Origin of the sequence: Nocardioides piscis, assembly GCF_011300215.1 — a bacterium.
GTDB classification, from domain to species: Bacteria; Actinomycetota; Actinomycetes; order Propionibacteriales; family Nocardioidaceae; genus Nocardioides; species Nocardioides piscis.
The window spans coordinates 2741362-2767690 of record NZ_CP049866.1 but is presented as its reverse complement, the minus strand read 5'-3'; the positions used below and the strand labels follow the sequence as shown (position 1 = coordinate 2767690).

16 protein-coding genes and 2 pseudogenes are annotated in these 26329 nt (G+C 68.8%); 10 read left to right on the top strand and 8 right to left on the bottom strand.

Annotated features, from left to right (window positions below; genetic code table 11):
* Positions 1–29: 29 nt before the first annotated feature.
* Positions 30–3779: a 3-keto-alpha-glucoside-1,2-lyase-like domain-containing protein gene (locus tag G7071_RS13530; RefSeq protein ID WP_166319604.1), complete on the top strand. Its 3750-nt coding sequence runs from the start codon at positions 30–32 to the stop codon at positions 3777–3779.
* 79 nt (positions 3780–3858) lie between these two features.
* On the opposite strand, the gene rpsA is transcribed toward G7071_RS13530, so the two are convergent.
* A complete protein-coding gene (gene rpsA, locus G7071_RS13525) occupies positions 3859–5355 on the bottom strand; it encodes a 30S ribosomal protein S1 (RefSeq protein WP_166319602.1) in 1497 nt (498 codons plus the stop codon).
* Positions 5356–5584: 229 nt separating this feature from the next.
* Between rpsA and G7071_RS13520 the strand changes: the two genes are divergently transcribed.
* Complete coding sequence (locus G7071_RS13520) at positions 5585–6397, top strand: class I SAM-dependent methyltransferase (protein WP_246210008.1); 813 nt, start codon at positions 5585–5587, stop codon at positions 6395–6397.
* Positions 6398–6468: 71 nt separating this feature from the next.
* Here the strand turns inward: G7071_RS13520 and pgfA are convergent, their stop codons facing one another.
* Entirely contained in the window at positions 6469–7362 is an 894-nt protein-coding gene (gene pgfA, locus G7071_RS13515; protein WP_166319600.1) for a cell envelope lipid trafficking protein PgfA, read from the bottom strand.
* Between the two features lie 264 nt (positions 7363–7626).
* Here pgfA and G7071_RS13510 point away from each other — a divergent pair, with 264 nt between their 5' ends.
* Positions 7627–9384: a hypothetical protein gene (locus tag G7071_RS13510; RefSeq protein WP_166319598.1), complete on the top strand. Its 1758-nt coding sequence runs from the start codon at positions 7627–7629 to the stop codon at positions 9382–9384.
* Positions 9381–10628 carry an acyltransferase family protein gene (locus tag G7071_RS19365; RefSeq protein WP_246210007.1) on the top strand — a complete coding sequence of 416 codons (1248 nt, stop codon included), beginning with the start codon at positions 9381–9383 and terminating at the stop codon, positions 10626–10628. The genes G7071_RS13510 and G7071_RS19365 overlap by 4 nt, the downstream gene beginning before the upstream one ends.
* 927 nt (positions 10629–11555) lie before the next feature.
* On the opposite strand, the pseudogene G7071_RS20035 reads toward G7071_RS19365, so the two are convergent.
* Both G7071_RS20035 and G7071_RS13500 read right to left on the bottom strand, forming a co-directional pair.
* Positions 11556–14636, bottom strand: a pseudogene (locus G7071_RS20035) (alpha-(1->3)-arabinofuranosyltransferase domain-containing protein); the annotation flags it as partial.
* 4 nt (positions 14637–14640) lie between these two features.
* The gene (locus G7071_RS13500; protein WP_246210006.1) at positions 14641–15396 is read right to left on the bottom strand and encodes a class I SAM-dependent methyltransferase; all 756 of its coding nucleotides are present in this window, start codon (positions 15394–15396) and stop codon (positions 14641–14643) included.
* 38 nt (positions 15397–15434) lie between these two features.
* Here G7071_RS13500 and G7071_RS13495 point away from each other — a divergent pair, with 38 nt between their 5' ends.
* The gene (locus G7071_RS13495; protein WP_166319594.1) at positions 15435–16592 is read left to right on the top strand and encodes a glycosyltransferase family 4 protein; all 1158 of its coding nucleotides are present in this window, start codon (positions 15435–15437) and stop codon (positions 16590–16592) included.
* Positions 16593–16606: 14 nt separating this feature from the next.
* Here the strand turns inward: G7071_RS13495 and G7071_RS13490 are convergent, their stop codons facing one another.
* Positions 16607–16765, bottom strand: coding sequence for a hypothetical protein (locus tag G7071_RS13490; RefSeq protein WP_166319592.1), 159 nt, complete (start codon positions 16763–16765; stop codon positions 16607–16609).
* Between the two features lie 77 nt (positions 16766–16842).
* The gene (locus tag G7071_RS13485; protein ID WP_166319590.1) at positions 16843–18507 is read right to left on the bottom strand and encodes an MmpA family trehalose lipid delivery protein; all 1665 of its coding nucleotides are present in this window, start codon (positions 18505–18507) and stop codon (positions 16843–16845) included.
* Positions 18508–18640: 133 nt separating this feature from the next.
* On the opposite strand from G7071_RS13485, the gene G7071_RS13480 reads away from it, so the two are divergent.
* Positions 18641–19888, top strand: coding sequence for a lipopolysaccharide biosynthesis protein (locus G7071_RS13480; RefSeq protein WP_166321125.1), 1248 nt, complete (start codon positions 18641–18643; stop codon positions 19886–19888).
* Positions 19889–19910: 22 nt separating this feature from the next.
* On the opposite strand, the pseudogene polA reads toward G7071_RS13480, so the two are convergent.
* Positions 19911–22624: pseudogene (polA, locus tag G7071_RS13475) on the bottom strand (DNA polymerase I).
* Between the two features lie 63 nt (positions 22625–22687).
* Between polA and G7071_RS13470 the strand changes: the two are divergent.
* Positions 22688–23122, top strand: a complete 435-nt coding sequence (locus tag G7071_RS13470) for a hotdog fold thioesterase (RefSeq protein ID WP_166319588.1) — start codon at positions 22688–22690, stop codon at positions 23120–23122.
* A 1-nt stretch (position 23123) separates the two neighbouring features.
* Here G7071_RS13470 and G7071_RS13465 read toward each other — a convergent pair whose 3' ends face one another.
* Positions 23124–23696, bottom strand: a complete 573-nt coding sequence (locus G7071_RS13465) for a GNAT family N-acetyltransferase (protein WP_166319586.1) — start codon at positions 23694–23696, stop codon at positions 23124–23126.
* Between the two features lie 192 nt (positions 23697–23888).
* Between G7071_RS13465 and G7071_RS13460 the strand changes: the two genes are divergently transcribed.
* The 3 genes from G7071_RS13460 to G7071_RS13450 are packed head-to-tail and all read left to right on the top strand — an operon-like array spanning position 23889 to position 26297.
* Entirely contained in the window at positions 23889–24701 is an 813-nt protein-coding gene (locus G7071_RS13460; protein WP_166319584.1) for a basic amino acid ABC transporter substrate-binding protein, read from the top strand.
* A 7-nt stretch (positions 24702–24708) separates the two neighbouring features.
* Complete coding sequence (locus tag G7071_RS13455; protein WP_166319582.1) at positions 24709–25530, top strand: amino acid ABC transporter permease; 822 nt, start codon at positions 24709–24711, stop codon at positions 25528–25530.
* Positions 25531–25532: 2 nt separating this feature from the next.
* Complete coding sequence (locus G7071_RS13450) at positions 25533–26297, top strand: amino acid ABC transporter ATP-binding protein (RefSeq protein ID WP_166319580.1); 765 nt, start codon at positions 25533–25535, stop codon at positions 26295–26297.
* Positions 26298–26329: the final 32 nt, after the last annotated feature.

Below are 26329 nucleotides of genomic sequence, written 5' to 3'. Positions count from 1 at the left end.
CCACTCCCAGAGTCCAGGACCGCCCACACATGCCGCCACGTCTGCGTCGCGTCCTGATCGCCCTCCTCCTCGGGGTGCTCTGCGTGACTCCCACCGCCCTGCCAGGCTCCGTGGCCACCGCGGCCGGTCCCGACGACGACTTCCAGAAGGTCGTCCTTGCCGAGGGCACCACCCTGGGCGAGGTCATGGAGCTGACCGTCGCCGGGGACGGCCGCGTGTTCCTGATCTCGCGCGCGGGCGACATCCGGATGTATGACCCCGCCACCTCCCAGACCACCATCATCATGAACAGCCCTGAGCTCGGTGTCTGGAACGGGTTCGAGGACGGTGGCCTGGGCATCACCGTGGACCCCGACTTCGAGGACAACCACTGGCTCTGGGTCTACTACGCGGCCGCGCCGTTCGAGCACGCCGCCAACCGGGTCTCCCGCCTGACCGTCGAGACCCACGACGGCACCACCCACATCCACAAGTCCTCGGAGAAGGTCCTGCTCGAGGTCGCGACCCAACGCAGGACGTGCTGCCACTCGGCAGGCTCGCTGGCGTTCGACGGCGACGGGGTGCTCCACCTCTCGACCGGTGACAACACCTCGTCCCTGGAGTCCGACGGCTTCTCGCCCATCGACGAGCGCCCGGGTCGCTCCGACTACGACAGCCAGAAGTCGGCCGCCAACACCAACGACCTCCGCGGCAAGATCCTGCGGGTCCGCCCGCGCAGCGACGACGCCGGCGCGGTCGACCTCACGGCGGGGGACGACATCTCCTACGACATCCCCGGCGGCAACCTGTTCGGGGAGGGCGGAGCCCACCCGGCGGCTCGCTACCCCGACGCCGACCCCGCCCGCACGCGCCCCGAGATCTTCGTGATGGGACTGCGCAATCCCTACCGCCTCGGCGTCGACCCCGACACCGACGTCCTCTACTGGGGCGAGGTCGGGCCCGACGCCCGGTGGAGCGACCCGGAGCGAGGGCCACGACACTTCGAGGAGTTCAACCGCACCTCGGTGGCGATGAACGGCGGCTGGCCCTACTGCACCGGGCAGGTCGGGGACGACCTCACGGCGAGCGACACGGGCGGCGCCTACGTCGACTGGGACTTCGCCACGTCCAGCCCACGCAGGTCGCCCGACGGCAGCCCCCTGCGCTTCGCGTGCAACGACCCGGTCTCGATGGCGGGGGTCAACGACTCCCCCAACAACACCGGCCTGTCGACCCTGCCCCCGATGACCGATGCCTGGATCTCCTACTCGCTCTTCCCACCCAACCCCTACCCCGGCTTCGACGGGGTGGTGCCCATCGGCGGACAGGTCTACCGCCAGTCCCAGAACACCCTCGACGCGGGTCGCGCCTTTCCCGCCCGCTACGAGGGGTCGTACTTCCTGGCCGAGTTCAGCCGCGGCTGGATCAAGGAGGTGCGCACCGACGCTGAGGGCGACATCCTCGAGGTCAACGACTTCATGGACGGTTTCGTCCGCCCCTCCGACCTCGCTTTCGGTCCCGACGGCTCCCTCTACGTCCTGGAGTACGGCGACGGCGCATTCACCGGGTCGCCGGCGACCAAGCTCGTACGCATCGACTACGCACCAGACGGGTCCGCCCCGACGGCTCGCGCCGGTGCGAACGTGACAGAGGGCGCCGTACCCCTCACCGTGCAGTTCGATGCCACCGACAGCCACGACACCGACGGTGACACCCTGGCCTACTCCTGGGACTTCGACGGGGACGGCGTCGAGGACTCCACGGCGGCCGCACCGAACCACGCCTTCACGACGGCCGGCGACTTCACGACAGTGCTCACCGTCACCGACGCCACCGGGAAGTCTGCTCGTGCCCCGCTCCAGGTCCACGTCGGGAACACGACCCCGGCCGTCGACTTCGACCTGCCCGTGGACGGCGCGTTCTTCACCCCCGGTGACACCCTCGACTTCGAGGTGACCGCCACGGATCGCGAGGAGCCCGCCGACTGCTCGCGCGTCCTCGTCCAGCAAGGAGTCGGTCACGACACGCACGTCCACCCTGACCTGGGTCGATCCGGCTGCCGTGGTGTCCTCCAGACCACCCCGGCCAGCGACCACGGTCCCGACGCCAACACGTTCGGCGTCCTCCAGGCCGGCTACACCGACGCAGGCGCCAACGACGGTCTCAACGCACCCCTCACCGGCACGGACCTGGTCACCCTCCAGCCCAAGCTGCGGCAGGCCGAGCACGGGGTCTGGAGCGCCGGCGCAGAGGTGATCGGCTACAACGGCGTCGCCGGCACCCGACCCGGCGGTGGCGCCTTGATCGGCAACGTCTCCGACCGCGACTGGATCAGGTTCGACCCGATGAGCCTGCTCAACATGTCCGACATCAGCGCCCGCTACTCCGGATCCCCCGGACCGAACGACGGCATCGAGGTGCGAGCGGGCTCCCTCGACGGCCCGGTCGTGACCACGTTGCCCGTCACGCAGCCCACCACCGACCAGTTCGTCTACGCGACGACCTCCGCCCCGATCGCCGGACGCGCGGCCGACCTCGGCGGCCGGCCCCTCTACCTGGTCTATTCCGGGACGGGAGTCGTCGCCCTCGACGAGTTCCGCTTCGTTGGCCGCGGCGCTGAGGGACCGCCACCATCCTCCGCGTGCCCGCAGGCCCCGAGCCCCAGGCCCGGATACACCTTGCTCTACGACGGGACGCACCTCGATGACTGGCGTCAGGCCGGCCCGGGTGGATTCGTCGCCCGTGGCTGTTCCCTGGTCTCCGACGGCGGGATGGGGATGCTGTGGTTCGCCGGCCGCTCGTTCACCGACTTCTCGCTCTCGCTGCAGTTCAAGACCGCCGACGCCGGCGACAACTCCGGGGTGTTCGTCCGGTTCCCGGACCCGGGAGTCGACCCGTGGGTGGCCATCGACCAGGGCCACGAGATCCAGGTCAAGGAAGGCGCGAGCGACGACGAGCCGCAGAAGACCGGATCCATCTACGGCTTCGACCGCGAGGACCTGCGCAACGCCCGCCCGGCCGGTGAGTGGAACGACCTGCAGATCGACGTCGTCGGCCAGACCTACACCGTCGCCCTGAACGAGGTGGTGGTCAACACCTTCACCTCGAACGGGACGAGGGGCAGGTCCGGCTTCGTCGGCCTGCAGAACCACACCCAGGCCGACCGTGTGTGGTTCCGCAACCTGCAGGCTCGAGAGTTCCCCGCGGGCGACATCCCGCCGCCTTCCGATCCGAGCCCCAGCACGTCCCCGACCGAAACCCCACCCGCCCTCGGCGCGCCCGGCACCTCCATCACGGGACCGCGGAGGTTCACACGCCGTACGCGCGCGGCGTTCACCCTGACCGCCGACAGGGCCGCGACCTTCCGGTGCAGCCTGGATGGCGCCCCCTGGTCGACGTGCGCTTCCACCCTCAGCCACGCGCGACTGCGACCGGGGTCCCACACGCTGCTCGCTCGCGCTGTCGATGCCTCCGGAGTGGCTGATCCCAGTCCTGCCCAGCACCGTTGGACCATCGATCGCACAGCCCCCCGCGTCAGGGTGCTCGCGGGTCGCTCGGCGACCATCGACTCGTCGCCGACCATCCGCGCCCGCATCATCGACCGGGCCGCCGGTGTGAGCCGGCGCGGGGTTCGCGTCGTCGTGGACGGTCGGCGAGTCCGTGGCGTGCGGTCGCGCGCCCGCGTCGTCACGGCCACCTCACCCTCGCTGACGCCCGGGACGCACCGAGTGCTGCTGGTGGCACGGGACAGGGCCGGCAACGTGACCAGGGTCCGTTGGCGCTTCGCCGTCCGCGGCTGAGCGTCCGAACACGCCTGAGGAAAATGCAACTGGCCCGCCGACCAGAGGTCGGCGGGCCAGTCAGGAGCGGATCAGGCGATCAGGCCTGGCCACCCGTGAGCTTCTCGCGGAGGGCCTGGAGCGCCTCGTCGGAGGCGAGCGAACCGCTGCTGCCACCGCCGGACTCACCCTCGTGCTCCGAGCCGGTGTCATCGCCACCGGAGGAGTAGGAGGTCGCCTCGCTGGCCTCGACCTCGGCCTGCTTGGCCTCGGCCTGCTGCTTGACGTGCTGCTCCCAGCGAGCGTGCGCCTTGGCGTACTGCTCTTCCCAGACGGCGCGCTGGTCGTCGAAGCCCTCGAGCCACTCGCCCGTCTCCGGGTCGAAGCCCTCGGGGTAGACGTAGTTGCCCTGGTCGTCGTAGGTCGCCGTCATGCCGTAGAGCGTCGGGTCGAAGTCCTCGACCTCCACCGCAGCGGTGGTCTCGTTGGCCTGCTTGAGCGACAGCGAGATCCGGCGACGCTCGAGGTCGATGTCGATGATCTTGACCATGACGTCGTCGTTGACCTGGACGACCTGCTCGGGGATCTCGACGTGACGCTCGGCGAGCTCGGAGATGTGCACGAGGCCCTCGATGCCCTCCTCGACGCGGACGAACGAACCGAACGGCACCAGCTTGGTGACCTTGCCCGGCACGATCTGGCCGATCTGGTGGGTCCGGGCGAAGTGCTGCCACGGGTCCTCCTGCGTCGCCTTCAGCGACAGGGAGACACGCTCGCGGTCCATGTCGACGTCGAGCACCTCGACGGTGACCTCGTCGCCGACCGTGACGACCTCGGACGGGTGGTCGATGTGCTTCCAGGACAGCTCGGAGACGTGGACGAGGCCGTCGACGCCGCCCAGGTCCACGAAGGCACCGAAGTTGACGATCGAGGACACGACGCCCTTGCGGATCTGGCCCTTCTGCAGCTGGGTGAGGAACCCGTGACGGACCTCGGACTGCGTCTGCTCGAGCCACGCACGGCGCGACAGGACCACGTTGTTGCGGTTCTTGTCGAGCTCGATGATCTTCGCCTCGAGCGTCTGACCGACGTAGGGCTGCAGGTCGCGGACGCGACGCATCTCCACCAGCGAGGCGGGCAGGAAGCCGCGCAGGCCGATGTCGAGGATGAGACCACCCTTGACGACCTCGATGACGGTGCCCTCGACGACGCCGTCCTCTTCCTTGACCTGCTCGATGGTGCCCCAGGCGCGCTCGTACTGTGCGCGCTTCTTGGACAGGATCAGGCGGCCTTCCTTGTCCTCCTTCTGGAGGACCAGGGCCTCGACCTTGTCGCCCACGGAAACGACCTCGGAGGGGTCGACGTCGTGCTTGATCGACAGCTCGCGGGAGGGGATGACGCCCTCGGTCTTGTAGCCGATGTCCAGGAGGACCTCGTCGCGGTCCACCTTGACGATGGTGCCCTCGACGATGTCGCCGTCGTTGAAGTACTTGATGGTCGCGTCAATGGCCGCGAGGAAGTCCTCTTCAGAACCGATGTCGTTGATCGCAACCTGAGGCGCGTCGTAATCGGGAAGAGCGGAGATGGTGCTCGTCATAAGGGAAGTGATTCCTTGGATGGATAGAAGTCGTACGGACACACCAAGCCCTGTTTCACTACAGACACTGACATGAATCTGGTCGTCAGCCTGGGCGTAGCGAGCACGCGTCCGCTCCGGTGGAACTCGGGCAGAGGCCTGGCGCATCGTGAAGCCTACGTGCGACGAGCATCGGCCGTCCAACCGGCGCCGCGCACGGCCCTCGGGTCGACCGCGATAGCCTCCCTGCGTGGATCACCTGCCGCAGTCGGTGCGGGTCGAACGTCGCCGCGTCGACGAGGCCGAGTCGCGACGCGCCAACGGCCCCGACTGGGACCGCTACGCCGACGAATACCAAGCAACCCACGGTGAGTTCCTCGGCGACGTCGGCTTCGTGTGGGGGCCGGAGGGACAGACCGAGGAGCAGCTCGGCATCCTCGGACCGGTCGCTGGTCGCACCGTCCTCGAAGTGGGCAGCGGGGCCGGTCAGTGCTCACGCTGGGTGCGTCGGCAGGGCGGTCGGGCGTTCGGCCTCGACCTGTCGCACCGTCAGCTCCAGCACGGCCGTCGCATCGACGAGCTGACAGGCACCGCCGTGCCGTCGGTCCGGGCGACCGCGACCCAGCTGCCGTTCGCCGAGAGCTCCTTCGACGTCGTCTTCTGCTCCTTCGGGGCCCTGCAGTTCGTCGCCGACATCGAGCAGGCACTTGCCGAGACCGCTCGGGTGATGCGGCGCGGCGGACGGTTCGCCTTCTCGATCACCCACCCGACGCGCTGGATGTTCCCCGACGACCCCGGTGTCGCCGGCCTGACCGCCACCCAGTCCTACTGGGACCGCACTCCCTATGTCGAGATCGACGACGAGTCGGGCCGGGTGTCGTACGTCGAGCACCACCGCACCATCGGCGACTGGGTGCGCCTGCTGTCGGGCCAGGGCTTCGTGCTCGTCGACGTCGTCGAGCCCGAGTGGCCCGACGACCTCGACCGGGTGTGGGGAGGCTGGTCGCGGGTCCGGGGGCTGCTCACTCCCGGGACGGCCATCTTCGTCTGCGTCCTCAGTTGAGGCCCTGAGGCAGAAATGACCTCGGCGACCGGAGCACGTGGCTCCGGTCGCCGAGGCGAGAACAGCTGGGCTCAGGCCCCGGAGCGCTTGCGCCCTGCGAACACGAGGAACGCTCCGACCAGCACCGACAGGAGGCCCACGACGAACGCGACCACCGGCACCGTCTTGGTCACGAGGTTGAGCTGCGACTTGTTGTCCTTCGCCTCCGCGACGGACTTCTCGACCTGCTCGTCGGTGAAGGCCAGGTTGAGGTCGAGGAGGAGCATGCCGTCCTCGAGCTCGCGGATCTCGTGCTGCTCCTGGTTGACGATGCCCCCGGTCCGGGGCTCGACCCAGATGTACTTGTCCTGGCTGTAGACGCCCGGGGTCCCGGCGATGATCTCGTCGACCGGCTCCTCCTCGAGGAGGATGTGGAACTTGTAGGTCTCCAGACCGTCGAGGGTCTCGGTGCCGACGTATTCAGCCGTCGCCGGCGCACCGAGCATGCCGTCCCAGAAGGGGTAGTCCTTCTTCTCGGTGTCGAAGGGGAACTTGTTGACGAGTCCCTCCTTCTCCTCGGCGCCGGGGTGGCGGTACTTGCCGTTCACGGCCAGTGCGTCGTTGCGACCCGTCGCGAACACGTCGGTCGTGACGCTCACCAGGCGCTTCAGGGGCTCGTCGGCCTCGACGCACTCGGGCACGTCACCCTCGTCGATCACCAGGCAGGTGGTGTTCACCCAGACGATCACGTCGTCGTCGGAGCTGTCGGCGTCGGCCTGGGTGGTGCTGGTGGCCTTGACGTCGAGGTCCTCGGTCTCACCCAGCGTCGGGTTGTACTTCTCCGCAGTCCCGCTGAGGTAGGTCTTGGTGTCGACGTCCAGCGGGGTCCGCTCGAGCTGCGCCGGGACCCACAGCGTGGCCAACAGAGCGGTCACCAACAAGAAGGCACCCAGCCCGAGCAGCAGCCAGCCAATGATTTTGCGCACTACAGGTCCCTCCCAGGAATGAATAAGTCGCCGCAGGTTACCAGCAAGTAGACGGCGCGTGTGGTGCAAGCGCGAAGATTGGTACAAAGTCAGCGTCGCACGCAAGAGGCGTGTGCGCGGCCTTGAGACGGGCGGCAGTCAACCCCCCGGATCCGGCTGGGTCGCTGTGCGATAGTCCCCCCTGTGTCACAGCCACCGCCCCATGCTCAGGGGACAAGGTCCCACCGGTCGCAGGCGGGCCCTCCGTGGGTCCTGGTCACCTGCTTGCTCCTGGTCCTCGCGCACACCGCCTTCCGCGCCTGGGCGATGTTCGGGGCTTGGTTCCAGGAGGACGACTTCGAGTTCCTGCGCGACAGCAGGGCGAACGGGCTCACCCTCGACTACGTCATGGAGCCTCACACCGGGCACCTGATGCCGCTGGGACGCCTCCTCGCGGACCTGTCGATGGCCGGCGGCCTGTTCAACTGGCCAGCCACGGCAGCCGTCACCGCGATGTTGCAGGGAGTCGTCGGACTGGCCGCGTTCTGGATGCTCAGGACCCTCTTCGGCATGCGCTGGGGCATCGTGCCGCCGCTGATGATCTTCCTGTTCTCAGCCATCACCATGCCCGCGAGCGTGTGGTGGGCCGTGGCCCTCAACCAGATCCCTCAGCAGATCGGGCTCCTGTGCGCCGTGGCCTGCTGGGTGCTGGCCGAGCGGACCGGCCGCACGCGCTGGGTGCTCCTGACCCTGGCCGCTGTCGTGTTCGCGCTCGCTGCCGACATCCGCGGACTGATGATTCCCCCCGTGCTGGCAGCGATCTCGTTCGGCTGGTTCGAAACGGGTTCCGCGAAGCAGCGCCTGGTCTCGCTCGTCCGTCGGCGCTGGCTGATCATCATCGTCGCGGGCGCCGTGGGCCTGGGCACCATCGCCTACTACGCCCTCTACATCGAGCAGAACAGGCTCGACACGGACTGGGGCCTCCTCGGCCCGCTGACCGACACGATGCTCGGAACGGGCTTCGCCACTGGCATCACCGGCGGGCCGTGGGACTGGTACTCCCCCACCCCGCCCGCTGCCTTCGCGGACCCGCCGGAGTGGGCGACCCGTCTGTCGTGGCTCGTGATCGCCGGGGTGGTCACCCACGCCTTCCTCACCCGACGTCGCACCGGGCGCGCCTGGGCGCTGCTGCTCTTCGGCCTCGTCACCTTGTTGCTGCTGCTGTGGTCCAGCCGTGCGCCCTTCGTCGGCGACATCGCCGGCACGGAATACCGCTACCTCACCGAGGCGGCGGCGCTCGCGATGCTGGCCCTCGGACTGGCCTACCTCGAGGTCGATGGAGCCGCGGGGAGCAGCGTGCCGCGTGAGTCCCCCATGTTCACGCCGAGGTTCCCCGTCCAGGTCCCGATCGCCATCACCACCGCCATCGCGATGTCAGGGCTCTGGTCGGCCACCCAGTTCGCCCTTGTCTGGCACGGATTCACCGACCCGCGCGACTACGTGTCGCGACTCAGCAAGGAGTTCGCGACCACGGGGCCGCTGGCCCTGGCCGATGCCGGCCTGCCGCCGACGGTCGTCGGTCCCAACCTGTGGTCGGAGCAGCGCGTCCCCCGCCTGGTCGGGCTGCTCTCGCCTGACTCGGTCTTCCCGGAGGCGTCCCACGACCTGGCCGTGATCGACGACTCGGGAGCCCTCACCCATGCCGCCCTGGAGGTGGCGACGTCGAGCGAGCCCGGTCCGGTCGACGGGTGCGGCTGGCGCATCCCCGAGGGCGAGAAGACGATCCCGCTGGTCCGCCCCACGGTCGACTTCGACTGGTGGCTCCGGATCAGCTACCTCGCCCCCAAGGAGACACCGGTCGTCATCGAGGTGGAGGACGGCGACGCCGTACGCACGACCCTGCGCGCCGGCCTCCACCAGCTCTTCGTCCGGGCCGACGGGCAGTTCGACTCAGTCGACCTCACGAGCATCGATCCATCGCTTATCGTTTGCGTCGACAAGATCGACGTAGGCACGATCTCCCCCGGAGCACCGCTGACATGACGATCCACGAGGCCGACTCGGCGCAACAGGTCGACCATCTCCTGCACGACCCCAGCGGCGGCGCCACGCCGGTCTTCGCCGTCCTCGACCCGCTGCGCGCGGTCGGCGCCCTGGCCGTGGTGCTGACTCACGTGACCTTCTGGACCGGTGACTACTTCCGCCACGGCATCGTCGGGCTGATGCTCCCCCGTCTGGACGTCGGCGTCGCGATCTTCTTCGTCCTCTCCGGGTTCCTGCTCTCCCACCAATATCTCGCCAGCGCGGTCCGCGGCCGGCCCCATGACGGGGTCCGGCGCTACTACTGGAAGCGCTTCCTGCGCATCTATCCGCCCTACCTCATCGCGGTCGTGCTCGCGATGGTGTTCGTGCGGGTCGATGACGAGCCGACGCTGCACGACTGGGTGACCGTGCTGTGGATGGGCGACATCTACGTCAGTGACTCGCTCCGCTTCGGCCAGACACAGATGTGGAGCCTGGCGACCGAGGTGTCCTTCTACATCGTGCTTCCGCTGCTGATGTGGCTGGCCGGCGCCAAGGGGCGACTGCGGCCGACGACCCGTCGAGTCATGGGCATGGTCCTGGCGCTGGTGGCGCTGAACGTGGCCTGGACGCTGCTGCTCAACAAGTGGGCCTACGACCTGGAGACAGGACTCCCCGGGCAGTGGCTTCCCAACTACCTCATGTGGTTCGCCGGTGGGATCGCGCTTGCCTGGGCCCACGTCATCACCACGACGAGGGGGCCCGGTCCGTGGCTCCACCGGCTGATCACTCTCGGGCGACAGCCGGGCGTGTGCTGGGCGATCGCGCTCAGCCTGCTGGTGGTCGCTGCGACCCCCCTCAGCGGACCGGCGCTGTTCGACCCCTCGACTCCCGGTGAGGCGCTCACCCGGCAGACCCTCTACGCACTCATCGGCGTGCTGCTGGTCCTCACCGGGGTCTTCAGCGATCCGGACTCGACCTACGCGCGGGTCATGTCAACCCGGCTGGCCCGGCGTCTCGGGCACATCTCCTTCGGCGTCTTCTGCATCCACCTCGTGGTGCTCCACTTCGTCTACTGGGCGACGCCCTACGTGAAGTTCGAAGGCAACCACCTGTGGCCGGTCCTCGGCCTGACGTTGTTGATCACCCTGCCGCTGGCCGAGCTGATCTATCGCCTCGTCGAGCGGCCGTCGATGCGTCTGCGCCACGTCGGCTCGGCCACGGCGAGGACCACCCCGGTCAGGGCCGCGACACACAAGAGCTGAGGCCACGCGCTCGCGCCGGCCCAACCGTCTCCCCACGGGTGGACGGCGTAGAAGAACGACGCAGCCACGACGCATGCGGCGAGCAGGGGTTCTCGCAGCTCGGGCACCCGTCGGCCGAGCGGGATGCCGACCGCGAACGTCACGGCCATCACCACCAGGCCCGACCAACCGGCGATGACGGCCATCGCCACCACCGCGAATCCCGTCCACACCCAGGGACGCATGACGGCCGTGCTGACAGGCGGCGGCTCGTCCTGGGGACGTCGGCGCTGCCACCACAGCACGAGCGCGAGCAACACCAGGGCAGTGACCAGCCCAAGGAGCAGGCCCCACCGATAGAGCTTCTCCGGCGCATAGGTCTCGACCACGGGCCCGGCCGAGTCGGGCCCGAGCAGCCAGCCCTGCTGCCACCCGTCCACGCGCACGGCGGTCAGCGACCTGCCGTCCTGGGTTGCCTCCCAGCCGACGTTGGCGTTCTCCCGGAAGGCGAGCACCGCCGAGCCCGGGGCGGGGTCGCCCTGCGGGAGTCAGCGTCGTGGCTCTCCCACCGCACACCGCGGGCCAGCGCGGTGTCGAAGTCAGCGCTCTCGAGCGCGAGCCGGGTCGCACTGAAGACGTCGCTGCTGCCCACGGCGATCCGGTTGACCCCGGAGCCGAGGTCGATCGAATCGACGTCACAGAGCGTGGCGCGCATCTCTTCCCCGAGAAGATCTCTGCCGAGGACGTGTCGACCTGGGTGCGGACGACCTCTCCGTTCACCGTCACGTCGGGGCCCGAGCCGCACGGCAGCACGCGCTCCTGCGTGCTGGGCGCCAGGGACTCGAACGGCGCACCGTCGATCCGCACCTCGCTGATGGCCGTCGCCAGGGGGATCCTCGACTGGTCGAAACCGATGCTGCTGGCGAAGTCGGTCTCGAGCACCTCGATGTCGAGGAAGTCGGTCCGTACGGCGGGGATGCGACCCCAGCCGTGGGTGTCGAGCTCCACGTCGGTCGACCCGTCGCGATGCGTCACGCGGACCTTCTTCGGGGTCCGGCCGGCCACGTTGGGGTCGAGCCTGATGGTGAGGCCGTCGACCCGGGTCGGTCCCACCCACCTGGTGCGCAGGGTCGGCCTGAAGTCTCCGGAGTGTGCCATCCAAGCGGTGCCCGGGTCGCCGTCCAGCGCCGCGAGGGCCGAGGCGCGCACGTCCGGGACCGCCTGGCTCGACGAGGTCACGCTCACGGGCAGGTCGGCAAGCAGTGCCTCCTCCACGGCTGCCCCCGATCGTGGCCGCACCCAGAGCTCGGGGAGGTAGTCCCGGGGCACGGTCAGCTCGAGCTCGCGGCTGAACCCTCCGTCCTCCTCGCCTTCCACGTTGCGACCCTGGAGGCAGCGCACGGACCCGTCCACCCGGACGCATCCCGTGCGCCCGTCCTGGGCGGCGGTCAGCAAGATCGCATCCGGGGTGCCCCACTCCTCGGGCGTCGTGGGCAGCACGAGGACCTTGTCGACCTCGACCCCGGCGATCTCGACCTCACTCAGTGCTGCATGCACGGTCGCTGCCTGGCCGGTCGTCTCGACGCGTAGCCAGCGGGTCCCACCCTCGGGAAGCTCGACGCGGGCCGTGGTCGCGGGAGCAAGGTCGATGTCCTCACTGCGCCCGTTCTCGGTCACCACCCGCAACGTCTGGGTCTGCGGCGCGCTGACTCCGCCTGTGAGCTGCAGCGTGCGGGGCTGGCGGGTGCGCCCGAAGCGGATCTCCCAGGTCGGTCGGTCATATGAGGAGACGTTCGACACCCATTCGGTCGAGGGGTCGCCGTCGATGGCCGCGAAGGCCGACTTGCCCGGTCGGGCGCCGCCCTTGGCACTCCCGTCCGCCATGGAGCTGGAGGCCACGACCGACTCGGCGCCGGTGAGCCTGGCGGTCGTGCGCCACCGGTCATCGCCCTTGTTGAGATAGAAGTCCTTCGACGGATGTGCACTGTGCCGGGCCTCGCCGGGCAACGTCGTCGCGGAGTAGCCGTCATGGAGCTGGCCGAAGAACCGTTCTCGGTCGCGATAGCCGTCCGTCAGGATCATCGGCCCCATGGGCTCAGCGTCCGGGTCCGCGTCGGAGGCGAGGACGGTCGGCTCGCTGTCCAGGACGTCTGCATCGGCGAGGTCGAGCAGCGACTCCGGACCACCGACGACCAGGGGCAGCTCCTCGGAGGCGACGGCTCCGGGGCCCCCACCGGCAACCTCATAGATCTCGATAGCGCGATAGTTGGTCTGCCAACCACCGTTGATCACGTTGCGTTCCTCGCCCTCACCCAGATAGGCGCCGCCGCCCAGATCCGGACCGAAGCTCGTCAGCCGACTCAGACCCGGCGAACCGTCGAGTGCCTGGTGCAGCAACACCGTGTCGGGGATGTCCGGGGCCTTGATCACGTCGTTGCGCACCACGAGATATTGGACGCCCGAGCGCGCGAGGAAGGGAGCCAGCCCTGCCGAGGCCCGGCCCTGCGTGAGCCGCTCCTCGATGGCATCGAGGGCCCGGATGTTGCCGGGCGGGACGAAGGGGATGTTGGAGCGAACGCCGAAGCGTCCCTCCTCGACCAGGAACTCCAGGGGCTCGTCGTTCGTGGACCCCCAGACGAACTGCGCCACCCCGATGCCGGGCGTCATCAGGACGGCGCCCTCGGTCCCCTGCGCGTCGAGCCAGCTGCTCGCCTCCACCCAGTAGTCGGGGACCTCGGCCACCAGACCGTTGGGGGCCATCCGGCCCTGGATGCCCGGCATCGCTGCGCCGACGACGGCGATGACACCCAGCCACGCCATCGACATGAAGGCGACCGAGCGCTGCACACCTCGCCGGTTGGGGGTCATCAGCTCGGGCGCACGCAGCGACTCGAGGAGCAGGGCCAGTCCCAGGACCAGCGGCAGTCGCACGATGGGGTCGAACTTGTGCACGTTGCGGGCGGCGGCCAGGGCGCCGTCGAGGGCATCGTTGAGGAACGGCGCGAAGACACCCTGGACCGCACCAAGGTGGCCCATGCCGACCAGGGCCAGCCCGAAGAGGAGGCTGATCGCCAGAAAGGCCCGGTGCTCGTTGCGCCGGCTCATCAGGCCCAGCAGACCCAGCATCAGGACCACGCCACTGTTGAGCACCAGCGGGGCCTGGGTGATCAGGGCGCTGCCCGCCCGCCAGCGGTTGTCGATGTAGGGCACCCAGTGGGAGGTGCCGCGCAGCGAGTCGAAGAGCGTCGTGGGGTTGGTCGTGACCGAAGCCGACTCGATGAAGTCCAGGAAGGGCGGGCTGTAGGTCCCGAGCAGGAACAACGGGATGAGCCACCACAGGGTGCCGAGGGCGGTGAAGATCGGCCACCAGATCATCATGCTCCGCTTGCGTGGGCCCCGGCTCCGGGTGAGCAGCCAGATGGCGGCGATCGGGATGACGCCGAAGCTGGCGGTCGCGTTGACGCCTCCGACCATGGCCACCGCCAGGGCGGACAGGGCTGCCGCTCGGCGCGGAGAGCCCCTGGTGGACCCGATGATCAGGGGCAGGAGCACCCACGGCGCGAGAGCCGAGGGCCAGCTCTCGATCGAGATCGTGCCCACGGTCGTCAACATGCGCGGCGACAACGCGTAGGCGAAACCCGCCAGCAGGCAGGCGAGGTGGGACCGCACGCCCAGGGCCCGGGCGACCTGTGCGGTGCCGGTGAACGCCACGACCATGACCAGCGCCATGAACAGTCTCTGGACGGCCCAGGCCGGGATGCCGGCGATGATTCCGACACCGAAGAACGGACCCATCGGCCACAGGTAGCCGTATGCCTGGTTCTGCAGCTGGCCGATGGCCCCGTTGGAGTCCCAGAGGTGGACTCCGCGTTCGAGGTAGTGCCACGGGTCGACGACGAGGTCGAACTTGGTGTCGAAGCTGAGGAAGCCCGGGGCCTGGGAGAAGGCCAGGGCGATGAGGACGAGTGCACCAGTCAGGAGCCGGAGCCGGAACTTCAGCGCTTCTTGAGCACGATCACGAAGTTCCACGTCGTCACCTCCCTGAGGATCGGGATGCGCAGGAGGAACTGGGACCAGCGGGGTTGTACCTCGCGGTCAGGTCCACCACCTCGGCCACCTGCTGACGCCTGGCCCAGCGCGCACCGTCGCGCACCGTGACCCCGAACAGGCTCTCCCCGAACCGGTTCTTGGGCTCGACCCCCAATTTCCTGCGGTAGCGCCGCCGGGCCCTCATGCCGCCGAGGTAGTGCCAGGGCGCTGTCTCGTGTCCGCCCCAGGGGCCGTACCAGACCGTGTAGCTGATGAACGCCAGGCCGCCGGGCTTGAGGACGCGCAGCATCTCCTCGGCCATCACCCACGGAGCACAGACGTGCTCGAGGACGTTGGAGGAGTAGGCGATGTCGACGGAGCCGGAACGGAAGGGCAGCTGCATCCCACTGCCCACCACCCGGTGGTTCGACGACTCGTCGAGCTCGTGCGCCTCGACGTCGACGGAGTAGTAGTTAGCGCCCGCATCGACGAACCCGTCGCGGAAGTAGTCCGGGCCGCCACCGACATCGAGCAGGGTCGCCCCCTCGAGGGAGTGGTACTGGCGCAGCATCTGCACCGAGTCCTCGGCGAGCGCCCCGTAGAACCTGTCGGGGTCCGCGGACTCGTGCCGGAACTCGCGGAGGAGCCGGATCGACCGCCTCAGGGTGGGTGCCCACGTGCTGTCCGGGGAGGAACGCAGGGCGGCCCGCCGCCCTCGTAGGGCCCGGCGGGCCGAAACAGCTCCGGGCGGGCGCGGCACAAGACAACCCTACCCTGCGGTAGTAACCTCTGCAGGCCATGTCAGACCATAGTGAGATCTCCGGCCGACACGTCGCATTCTTCAGCTGGCGTGACACCCACAACCCCGAGGGCGGCGGTGCAGAGCGCTATCTGGAGAAGATGGCAGAGGGTCTCGTCCAACGTGGCGCGAAGGTCACCATCCTCTGCGCGGCGCACGCTGCGGCCCCACCTGACGAGACCATCAACGGTGTTCGGCTGGTGCGCCGCGGCTCCAAGCTGACGGTCTACGCCGAAGGCATGAAGGCCTTGCTGCGCGGAGATCTCGGCGACGTCGACATCGTCGTCGACGTACAGAATGGTCTGCCCTTCTTCACCAGGGCCGTGACGCGCAAGCCCGTCGTGGTCCTCGTCCACCACGTGCATCGTGAGCAGTGGCCGGTCGTCTATCCGGGCGCCACTGGCCGGTTCGGCTGGTGGGTGGAGCGCACCCTGGCTCCTCGGCTCTACCGCTCGTGCCAGTACGTCGCAGTCTCCCGCGCCACACGGGACGAGCTGATCGAGCTCGGCGTGCACCACGATCGCATCGCGGTGGTGCACAACGGCACCGACCCGGTCATCCCTGTCGGGGTCGGCAAGACGGATCACCCGATGATCGCCGTCGTCGGCCGGCTCGTGCCGCACAAGCAGGTCGAGCATGCCATCGACGCGGCACTGGTCCACCGGGCACAGCACCCGGACCTGCGGCTGCACGTCGTCGGCTCCGGCTGGTGGGAGGGCGAGCTGCATGCCTACGCAGCCGCACGCCAGGCAGGCGAGACGGTCGTGTTCGAGGGCCATGTCGACGAACGACGCAAGCACGAGATCTATGAGCAGGCCTGGGTGCTCGCCCTTCCGTCACTGAAGGAGGGCTGGGGCCTCGTGATCGGTGAGGCCGGGATGCACCGGACGCCGGCCATCGCCTACAGGTCCGCAGGCGGCACCCGCGAGTCGATCGCCCACGGACGATCCGGTCTGCTCGTCGACGATGAGGTGGAGTTCTTCCACGCGGTCGGCCAGCTCCTGGAGGACGACGCGCTTCGATCGGTCCTGGCCGACGGGGCTGAGGCAATGAGCCACCAGTTCACCTGGCAACACGCCCAGGAGTCGTTCGCCCACGTGATCGCGAGCGCGCTCCGGCAGGAGCGGATCGACAGCCAGGATCCTGACGAGGAGTGACCCTCGCTCGCGAACTACTCGGTGGTGCCGTAGTTGTACTCGGGGGACTCGACGTTGGCCGGAGACTCAGACGGCGCAGACGTCAGAGTGGTCACGAGGCCCACGACAGACGCGGACGCAAGGACGCCGCCGGCAACGAGGCTGGCAACGGGCGCGAGAATGTTGTTGCTCATGTGGAATGACCCTCCCTAGGTGTGCCGCGAACCTTAACAGTGACCGCTCGCGAAATGTGAATCTTCGCCACTTTCGGTTACTGAGCCGTATTCCGGTTCTTGCGGAACAACATGACTGCTCGCGCTGATGTTCCCGAGACCAGCAGCGCCAGCCACACCGTCCAGGCCACGCCCATGGCCGCCACCCACGACGACGGCTCGGCGTCGACTCGGACGTCCTGCTCGATCTCGACGACCAGGAAGTCCCCTTGGTCAAAGGTCGTCCGACCCGCGACCGCAGGAGACGCCAGGCCAGGGAGTCGCTCCGAGACCACGACCGAGACACCCAGCTCGCCCAGGGCAGCCGCGCGGGACCCGGCCGTGGGCCGACTGAGCGCCTCGGCGACGGAGGCCGCGCGGGGGTCCTCACCGGGGAGCGGCATGCCGTCGACGTAGAGGACGTCGTTGATCACGGCGGCTCGCCCGAGGAACCGGGGCAGTGGGTCGAGCACCTTGTGCCGCCCGTTCCATTCCGGGGCCCGATAGCTGGCGAACGGCAGGACGACCACGTCCCCGGCCGGCGCCGCCTGCACTGCCGCGCGCACGTCGCTTAGCACGCTGGGATAGTGCACGGCCTGCAGCCGGCCAGCAGACCCGAGCGCAGCGTCCGGCAGCAGCGCCACCGGCGTGGCAGTCAACAACCCCGCAACGAGCACGCGGGTCGCACGGTCCGGTGCAAGGGCGAGCAACGCCTCCGCGCCCCGGGCCACGAGCACGACCGTCAGCGGCGCTGCCAGGGCGAGGAGGCGGGCCCCGTCCCGCAGGAGGCCCCCACCCGGCAGGGTCGCGGCCAGCCAGCCGATTGCGTCAGGTGCCGCCCAGCTCACGACAGCCACCCCGACCCCGACGACCCAGCACACGACCAGGGACGAGGCCCCCTTGATCGGCGTACGGCGATGCGCCGCCCAGCCGAAGGCGGCCAGCGCCGCCATCAGCACCAGACCCACCACGGCCAGGAAGCCAAGCCGGGTGCCCGGCACGACCTCGGCGTTCCAGATGCCGCCCAGCGTGATGGCCGCCAACGGTCCGGGTAGCAGTCCCTCGTCGCTCGTCGCGAACAGCCGAGCAGCCTGCGACGCCGACGTGGCGTCTGCGGAGTGCAACAGGCCAGCGACCAGCCACGGTGAGTTGGCCGCGACGACCATGGCGACGAGCACGAGGTTGCTGCCAGTCCGGCCGCGCCGCCACCCTCCGGCCAGAGCGGCGACCCCGGTGGCGACGCCGGTGCTCGCGCTCAGCGATCCGCCGACGAGCAGCACAGGCAGGCTGCCCGGTGGCCAGACCCGACTCTGTGGGCTCCACCGTCGACACACCACGAGCACCCACGGCAGAACCGCGTAGCCCAGGAGCACCGGCCAGTGCCCGATGACGAGACGCTCGACGACGAAGGGGTTCCACACCATCAGCGAGGCAGCGACGAGCCGTACCGCCACCGACGCACCGTCGACGAGCGCCGATGCCCCTGCTCCGGCCACGACCAACGATCCGAGCAGCACGACCTTCTGGAGGAGCGCCCCGGGCACGATCTCGTCGAGCACCGCGACGACCGCATCCGACGGAACTGCCCGGGGAAGGGCGCTGCCGGTCCCCCAGGCCTCCGCGGTCAGGGCCAGGTCCGGCACCCAGACCATGTCGTAGCTCAGCACGTAGCCAGGTGCCAGTGCGCCACCCAGCAGCAAGATTCCCAGCAGGAGGGACCACACCGTTGGCGCCCATACGAGTGCTTTCGCCAACGGTCTGTTTCCTCCTCGACTGCCGTCGGGTGTCCGCAGCGCGCGGGGTTGGCAGGGACCCGACTGTAGTGGGAGCAGAGCAACTAGGCTCGTGCGAGTGCAGATGAAAGAGAAGGTGTCGCGCCTCGCGAGCAGCAGCTCCGGGATCGCGGTCTCGATGGCGGTCATGAACGTCTCCACCTACGGTTTCGTCATCATCGCCTCGCCCCTGCTCGGCACCGAGGGCTTCGGTGCGCTGGCAGCCTCGCTCAACGTCATGCTCGTCATCAGTGTCGGGGCCCTCGGACTCCAGGCGACAGCTGCTCGCCGGATCTCGGCAGAACCTGACCACGTGGCCCAGATCCAGCGTTCGATCTTGCGAGTGACCTCTGTGGCCGCCATGTCGCTGGGCCTGGTCATGCTGGTGCTGAGCCCCCTCATCCAGCGCCTGCTCAACCTGGACCAGATCGGCGCCGCGGTCATCATCGCGATCTGCGCAGTGCCCATGACCATCACGGGCGGACTGGCCGGGATCCTCCAGGGGGAGCGCCGATGGGCACCGTTGGGCATGCTCTACGTCGCCTCCGGTGTCCCCCGACTGCTGATCGGCGGGGCATTCATCGCGTGGCGGCCCACGGAGTTCTGGAGCCTGGTCGGGGTCGGTGTCAGCTTCTGGGCGCCGGTCCTGGTGGGCCTGTGGGCCCTGCGACACGATCGCCTCGCCGGCCCGGTGTCAGCTCGCCACTCGGGCAGGTCCATGTTCAAGGAGAGCGTCCTCAACGGTCAGGCACTCTTCGCCTTCTTCGCCCTCAGCAGCGTCGACATCATCCTGGCGCGCAACGTCATGTCCGAGCACGATGCGGGGCTCTACGCCGGAGGGCTGATCCTGACCAAGGCGATGCTGTTCCTGCCCCAGTTCGTGGTCATCGTCGCCTTCCCGTCGATGGCCACCGGGGGTGAACGGCGCAAGGCCCTGACCGTCAGCCTCGGCCTGGTGGCGACCCTGGGCGCGGTCGGAACGGCCGCGTCCTGGTTCTTGTCCGGCATCGCCATCCACTTCGTGGGCGGCGCGGAATATGTCGAGGTCGAGCCCAAGCTGTGGATCTTCGCCGTTCTCGGGACCCTGCTCTCGATGATCCAGCTGCTCGTCTACTCAGTCCTGGCCAGGCAGGGCACCGGCTCGGTCTACCTGGTGTGGTTGGCCCTCGCGACGTTGGTGGGCGTGGGTCTGACGACCGACTCGGTCATGGGCCTGGCCACCACGGTGGTCATCGTCGATCTCTGCCTGCTCGCCGTGCTGCTGGCGGTGGCGGCCTGGTTCCTGCGCGACGACGCACCTGTGGCCGAGCGTTCGACCTCAGCCCTCGTCTGAGCTCACCGCAGCGTGGCCCCGGTCAGTGGGCGGCCTCGTGCCAGCTGCGGCCGGTCCCGATGGAGACGTCGAGCGGCACCGCGAGGTCAGCCGCTCGACCCATCTGCTCACCGACGAGATCGCTCAGCACGTCCCGCTCCCCCGGAGCCACCTCGAACACGAGCTCGTCATGGACCTGGAGCAGCATGCGCGAGGAGAGTCCCTGCTCAGCGAGAGCGCGCTCCACCCCGAGCATCGCCACCTTGATCAGGTCGGCCGCCGAGCCCTGGATGGGCGCATTGAGAGCCATCCGCTCGGCCATCTCCCGGCGCTGGCGGTTGTCGCTCGTCAGGTCGGGCAGATAGCGACGTCGACCCATGATCGTCTCCGTGAAGCCGGATCGGCGCGCCTCGTCGACGAGTCCGCCGAGGTAGTTGCGGATCCCGCCGAAGGTCTCGAAGTATTCGTCCATCAGCCCGCGCGCCTCCCCCGGCTCGATCCGGAGCTGCTGGGAGAGGCCGAAGGCCGAGAGACCATAGGCCAGGCCGTAGTTCATCGCCTTGATCTTCGCCCGCTGCTCGACCGAGACCGCGTCGGCCTCCACGCCGAAGACCCGCGCTGCGGTCATCGAGTGGAAGTCCTGTCCCGAGCGGAATGCCTCGATGAGCAGCTCGTCCTCGGACAGGTGCGCCATGATCCGCATCTCGACCTGGCTGTAGTCCGCGGTCAACAGCGACTCGTAGCCCTCCCCCACGACGAACCCCTCCCGGATCCGGCGACCGGCCTCGGTGCGGATCGGGATGTTCTGGAGGTTGGGGTCGGTGCTGGAGAGGCGCCCGGTGGCGGCGATGATCTGGTTGTAGGTCGTGTGGATCCGCCCGTCCGTCGCGACCGTCTTGAGCAGCCCCTCCACCGTCTGCCTCAGCCGGATGACGTCGCGGTGGCGCAGCAGGTGCTGCAGGAAGGGGTGCTCGGTCTTCTCATAGAGGGACTGGAGCGCATCGGCATCGGTGGTGTAGCCGGTCTTGGTCCGTTTGGTCTTCGGCATGTCGAGCTCGTCGAAGAGCACCACCTGGAGCTGCTTGGGCGACCCGAGGTTAATCTCCTTGCCGATCACGTCGTAGGCGTCGCCGGCGGCTGCCTTCACCTGGTCGCCGAACTCCGACTCGAGCCTCTCGAGGTGGTCGACGTCGATGGCGATGCCGGTCTGCTCCATCCGGACGAGCGTGCCGACCAGGGGCAGCTCCACGTCGCCCAGGAGCGCTGTCCCCCGTGCTCCTCGACGGTCTGGCCGAGGGCGGCCGCCAGGTCCAGGACGGCCTTGGCGGTCAACATCGCCACGTCGCTGGTGCCGGTGTCGTCCAGGGTGTCGAAGCTCAGCTGGTCGGCGTCGCCAGTGTCTTGTCGCAGCTCGCGCTTGAGGTAGCGCAAGGTCAGGTCGGCCAGGTCGTAGGAGCGCTGGTCGGGCTGCACCAGATAGGCCGCGAGCGCGGTGTCGACCGCCAGCCCCTTCAGCTCCCACCCTCGGGCCGCAAGGGCCAGGATCGGTCCCTTGGCATCGTGGACGACCTTGGGTCGGGTCGGGTCGGCCAGCCACGACGCCAGGGCGGCGTCGTCGGTGGGAGAGATGTCGGCGACGTCGATCCAGGCGGCTGCGCCGGTCGCGGTCGCCAGCGCCATCGACGCGACTTCGCCGGTCCCCGCACGCCAGGAACCCTGGACGGCCAGGCCGAGGCGCTCGCCCTCAGGACTGTTCTCGGACAGCCAGGCCGCGACCTGCCCGTCGGCCAGCCGAACACCTTCGAGCTCGAAGCCCGAGTCCGCCGCGACCTCCTGCTCCTCGGAGCCAGGGTCGACGGTGTCCATCAGTCTGGTGCGCAGCTCGCCACGGAACTCCAGCTCGTCGAGCAGCTCCAGCCCGGTCGTGCGATCCCAGGCCTGGCGCGCCAGCTCGCCCGGACGGACCGGCAGGGTGAGGTCGCACACCAGCGCGTTGAGGCGGCGGTTGCGGATCACGTCACCGAGATGGGCGCGGAGCGCCTCGCCCTTCTTGCCGGTCACCTCGTCCGCACGGGCGATGACGTTGTCCAGCCCGTCGAACTGGTTGATCCACTTCGCCGCATAGCCCTGGCCGACACCCGGCACCCCAGGCAGGTTGTCCGAGGTCTCCCCCACGATCGCGGCCAGCTCGGGGTAGCGGTGCGGGGGTACGCCGTACTTCTCCTGGACGGCCGCGGGCGTGAGCCGGGCGAGGTCGCTGACGCCGCGCATGGGATAGAGCACGGTCGAGGTCTCGGTCACGAGCTGGATCGAGTCGCGGTCGCCGGTGAGGATCAGGACGTCCATGCCCTCGGCCACCGCCTGGGTGGACAGCGTGGCGATGATGTCGTCCGCCTCGTAGCCCTCGAGCTCGATGTGGATGATGTGCAGCGCGTCGAGGACTCGCTGGATCAGTGGGAGCTGGCTGCGGAACTCGTCGGGGGTCTTGTTGCGCTTCGCCTTGTATTCGGGGTATTCCTCGAGCCGGAACGTCTGCCGCGACTTGTCGAAGGCCACTGCCACGTGGGTGGGCCGCTCGTCGCGCAGCACGTTGACGAGCATCGAGGTGAAGCCATAGACCGCGTTGGTGTGCTGGCCGGTCGCTGTGGAGAAGTTCTCGACCGGCAGCGCGAAGAACGCACGGTAGGCCAGCGAGTGTCCGTCCAGCAGCAGCAGACGGGCAGGGGTGGCGTCGGGGTCAGCACTCGTCCGGGGCACCCCGCGACTCTATCGGCCGGCGCTGCCAGCCTGGACGCGCCGGGTGTCGGCCACAATGGCGCCATGACCAACCCCAAGCTGCCCGAGACCGACCTCTCGATCGAGGACTTCATCGCCGTGATGCCGCAGGGCATGGGCGCACTCAACGAGAAGATGGGCGTGCGGATCACCGAGATCTCGACTGACCGGATCGTGGCGACAATGCCGGTCGAGGGCAACACCCAGCCCTACGGCCTGCTCCACGGCGGGGCGTCGGTGGTGCTGGCCGAGACCCTGGGGTCCATCGGCTCCGCGATCCACGCCGCCCCGGACAAGATCCCGGTGGGTGTCGACATCAACGCCACGCACCACCGCTCGGCGACCGAGGGCACGGTCACCGGCACCGCCACGCCGATCCACCTGGGTCGCAGCATGGCCGCCTTCGAGGTCGTCATCACCGACGAGGCAGGCCGTCGTGTGTGCACGTCGCGCATCACCTGTGCGCTGCTGACGCGCTGAGTCAGCTGGCGACGTTCTCGCGGCCCATGCGTCGCGCGGCCAGCACCTTGTCGACCTGGCGGGAGCCGCGCTGCCGCGTCGAGGAGCGGCGCGAGGACAGCTTGGCGCGGACGGCCGACGTCGCCGCAGCGCGCAGCGTGGCCTGCGGGGTGAACGAGAGCCTGGCCATGAACCGGTTGGCGTCGCGCGAGCTCGCGGCGGCGGCGGTGGCCACCGTGGCGACGCCTTGGAGCTCGGCGAACCTGGTCGCGGCATCCATCAGCGCCGTACCGACACCGCGGCGGCGGAACTCGGGCAGGACGTGGGGCGAGACCGCCAGCACCGTCGGCTCGAGGTTGAGCTGCGTCAGCGTCGTGTTGTGCAGGAAGACGGCACCGGCGACCTGGCCGTCGAGCTCCGCGACCGCGAGGTAGCGGTCCTCACGATCAGCGCAGTCGAGGATCAGGCGCTCGAGGTCGGCCATCTGCTCCTGCGGCGTGCCGCGCCGCAGGACATCGGCCCACAGCTCACGCAGCGCCCGAGCATCGGTGGTCCTCGCGGGCCGTACCTGGACCGGCGTCCTACTCATGCTCATCTCCCAAGGATCAGCCCCGTCAACTGCTTCCCCCGACCGGGTCGGTCCCGGCAACGGGACGACCCTACGCCCGACTCGTGTGATTCGCCCGCGAAGCCCCCGATGTCCTCTCCCGCGACCCGTCGAAGTCGTTGCCGTTGTGTGACCCGACATGTGGCGTGGACCACTTCTTCGTGGACTAGAGTCCGCGTCATGTCCACACGCTCAGTCATCCGTTCCATTGCCCTGATCCCTGTGCTCGCCCTCGCCTTCACCGCCTGTGGCGGTGACTCCGGCGACGACGAGGCCAGCGACACCGGCACCAGCGAATCCAGTCTCCAGACGGTTTCCGAGGGCACCCTCACCGTCTGCTCCGACGTCCCCTACCCCCCGTTCGAGGACTTCGACGAGACCTCCGAGTCGGGCTTCAAGGGCTTCGACATCGACATCGTCCAGGCGATCGCCGACGGCCTCGAGCTCGAGCTCGAGGTCAAGGACTCGTCCTTCGACGCCCTGCAGAGCGGCCAGGCCCTCAACGCCGGCCAGTGCGACATGGCTGCCAGCGCGATGACGATCACCGAGGAGCGCAAGGCCGCCATCGACTTCTCCGAGGGCTACTACGACTCCCAGCAGTCGCTCCTCGTGCCCGAGGACTCCGACATCGAGAGCATCGACGACCTCGACGGCGTGAAGGTCGGCGTCCAGCAGGGCACCACCGGCAAGACGTTTGCCGAGGAGAACGCCACCGGCGCGGAGCTGGTCTCGTTCCCGAGCGACGCCGAGATGTTCCAGGCGATCAAGGCCGGTCAGGTCGAGGCGCTGCTGCAGGACCTCCCGGTCAACATCAACCACCAGGACGCGGGCGGCTTCAAGGTCGTCGAGACCTACTCCACCGACGAGTCCTACGGCCTGGCGATGAAGAAGGGCAGCACCGAGCTCGTCGAGGCTGTGGACGAGCAGCTCGCCGAGATGCGCGAGGACGGCTCGTACGACGAGATCTACAACAAGTACTTCGCCACCGAGTGACCTGCGCGTGCCTCTGAAGCGTTCGACGCGTCGCCACATCAGCAGGGCGGTCCTCTATGCCGTCCTGCTGGTGCTGGCCGTCCTTCTCTACCTCGCGGCCGACTGGCCCAGCATCAAGTCCAACTTCTTCGCCTCGGCCGGCATCGGCAACCCGCTGGTCGGCGACTGGGGCACGTGGCCCGACCTGATCACGATCGGCGTCAAGAACACCCTGATCTACACGGTCATCGCCTTCACTGTCGGCCTGGTGCTGGCGGTCGTGCTGGCACTGATGAAGCTCTCGCCCGTTGGCCCCTACCGCTGGCTCGCCACCATCTACATCGAGTTCTTCCGGGGTCTGCCCGCCCTGCTGGTGGTGCTCGTGATGGCGTTCGGCATCCCGATCGCCTTCCAGTGGACTCCGCCGGGCGGCTCGGTCGGTGCGGGCGTGCTCGGCCTGATCCTGGTCGCCGGCGCCTACATGGCCGAGACGATCCGGGCCGGCATCCAGGCGGTCCCCAAGGGACAGACCGAGGCAGCGCGCTCCCTGGGGATGAGTGCGGGGCACACCACGACGACGGTCGTGCTGCCCCAGGCCTTCCGGATCGTGATCCCGCCGCTCACCAATGAGTTCGTGCTGCTGATCAAGGACACGGCGCTGCTGTTCGTCATCGGCTTCGCCGCCTCCCAGCGTGAGCTCACGACGCTGGGGCGTGACCTCATCTCGTCCGGTCCGACGGCCGGTACGTCCACCGCCCTGATCCAGGCCGCCATCCTCTATCTCCTGATCACCATCCCGCTGACCCGCCTGGTGGCGTGGCTCGAGCGCAAGCAGCAAAGGGCACGGTGACCATGTCCCAGCCAGCGGCCTCCACGACCCGACCGGGAACCCCGGCCATCGACGTCCGCGACCTGCACAAGTCGTTCGGCAGCAACGAGGTGCTCAAGGGCATCGACTTCCACGTTGACCAGGGCGAGGTCGTGTGCGTCATCGGCCCGTCGGGCTCAGGCAAGTCGACCTTGCTGCGCTGCATCAACCGGCTCGAGGAACCGGACTCCGGACAGGTGCTGGTCGAGGGGATCGACATCATCGATCCCGAGACCGACCTCGACGCCGTCCGGTCGCGGATCGGCATGGTGTTCCAGCAGTTCAACCTCTTCCCCCACATGAGCGTGATGCGCAACCTCACGGTCGCGCAGATGAAGGTCCGCAAGCGGTCGAAGGGCGAGGCAGTCAAGATCGCCCGCGCCAACCTGGAGAGGGTCGGGCTCGCGGACAAGGAGGACGCCTACCCCGCGCACCTCTCGGGTGGTCAGATGCAGCGGGTGGCGATCGCCCGCGCTCTGTCGATGGACCCCGACATGATGCTCTTCGACGAGCCGACCTCGGCTCTCGACCCTGAGCTGGTCGGTGACGTGCTCGAGGTGATGAAGACCCTGGCCTCCGAGGGCATGACCATGATGGTGGTGACCCACGAGATGGGGTTCGCCCGGGAGGTCGGCGACAAGGTCGTCTTCATGGACGGCGGCGTCATCGTCGAGGAGGGCGACCCGCGTGAGCTGCTGTCCAATCCGCAGCACGAACGCACCCAGGCCTTCCTCTCCAAGGTCCTCTAGCGACGCAACGCTGCCACGACGACGACGGCCCG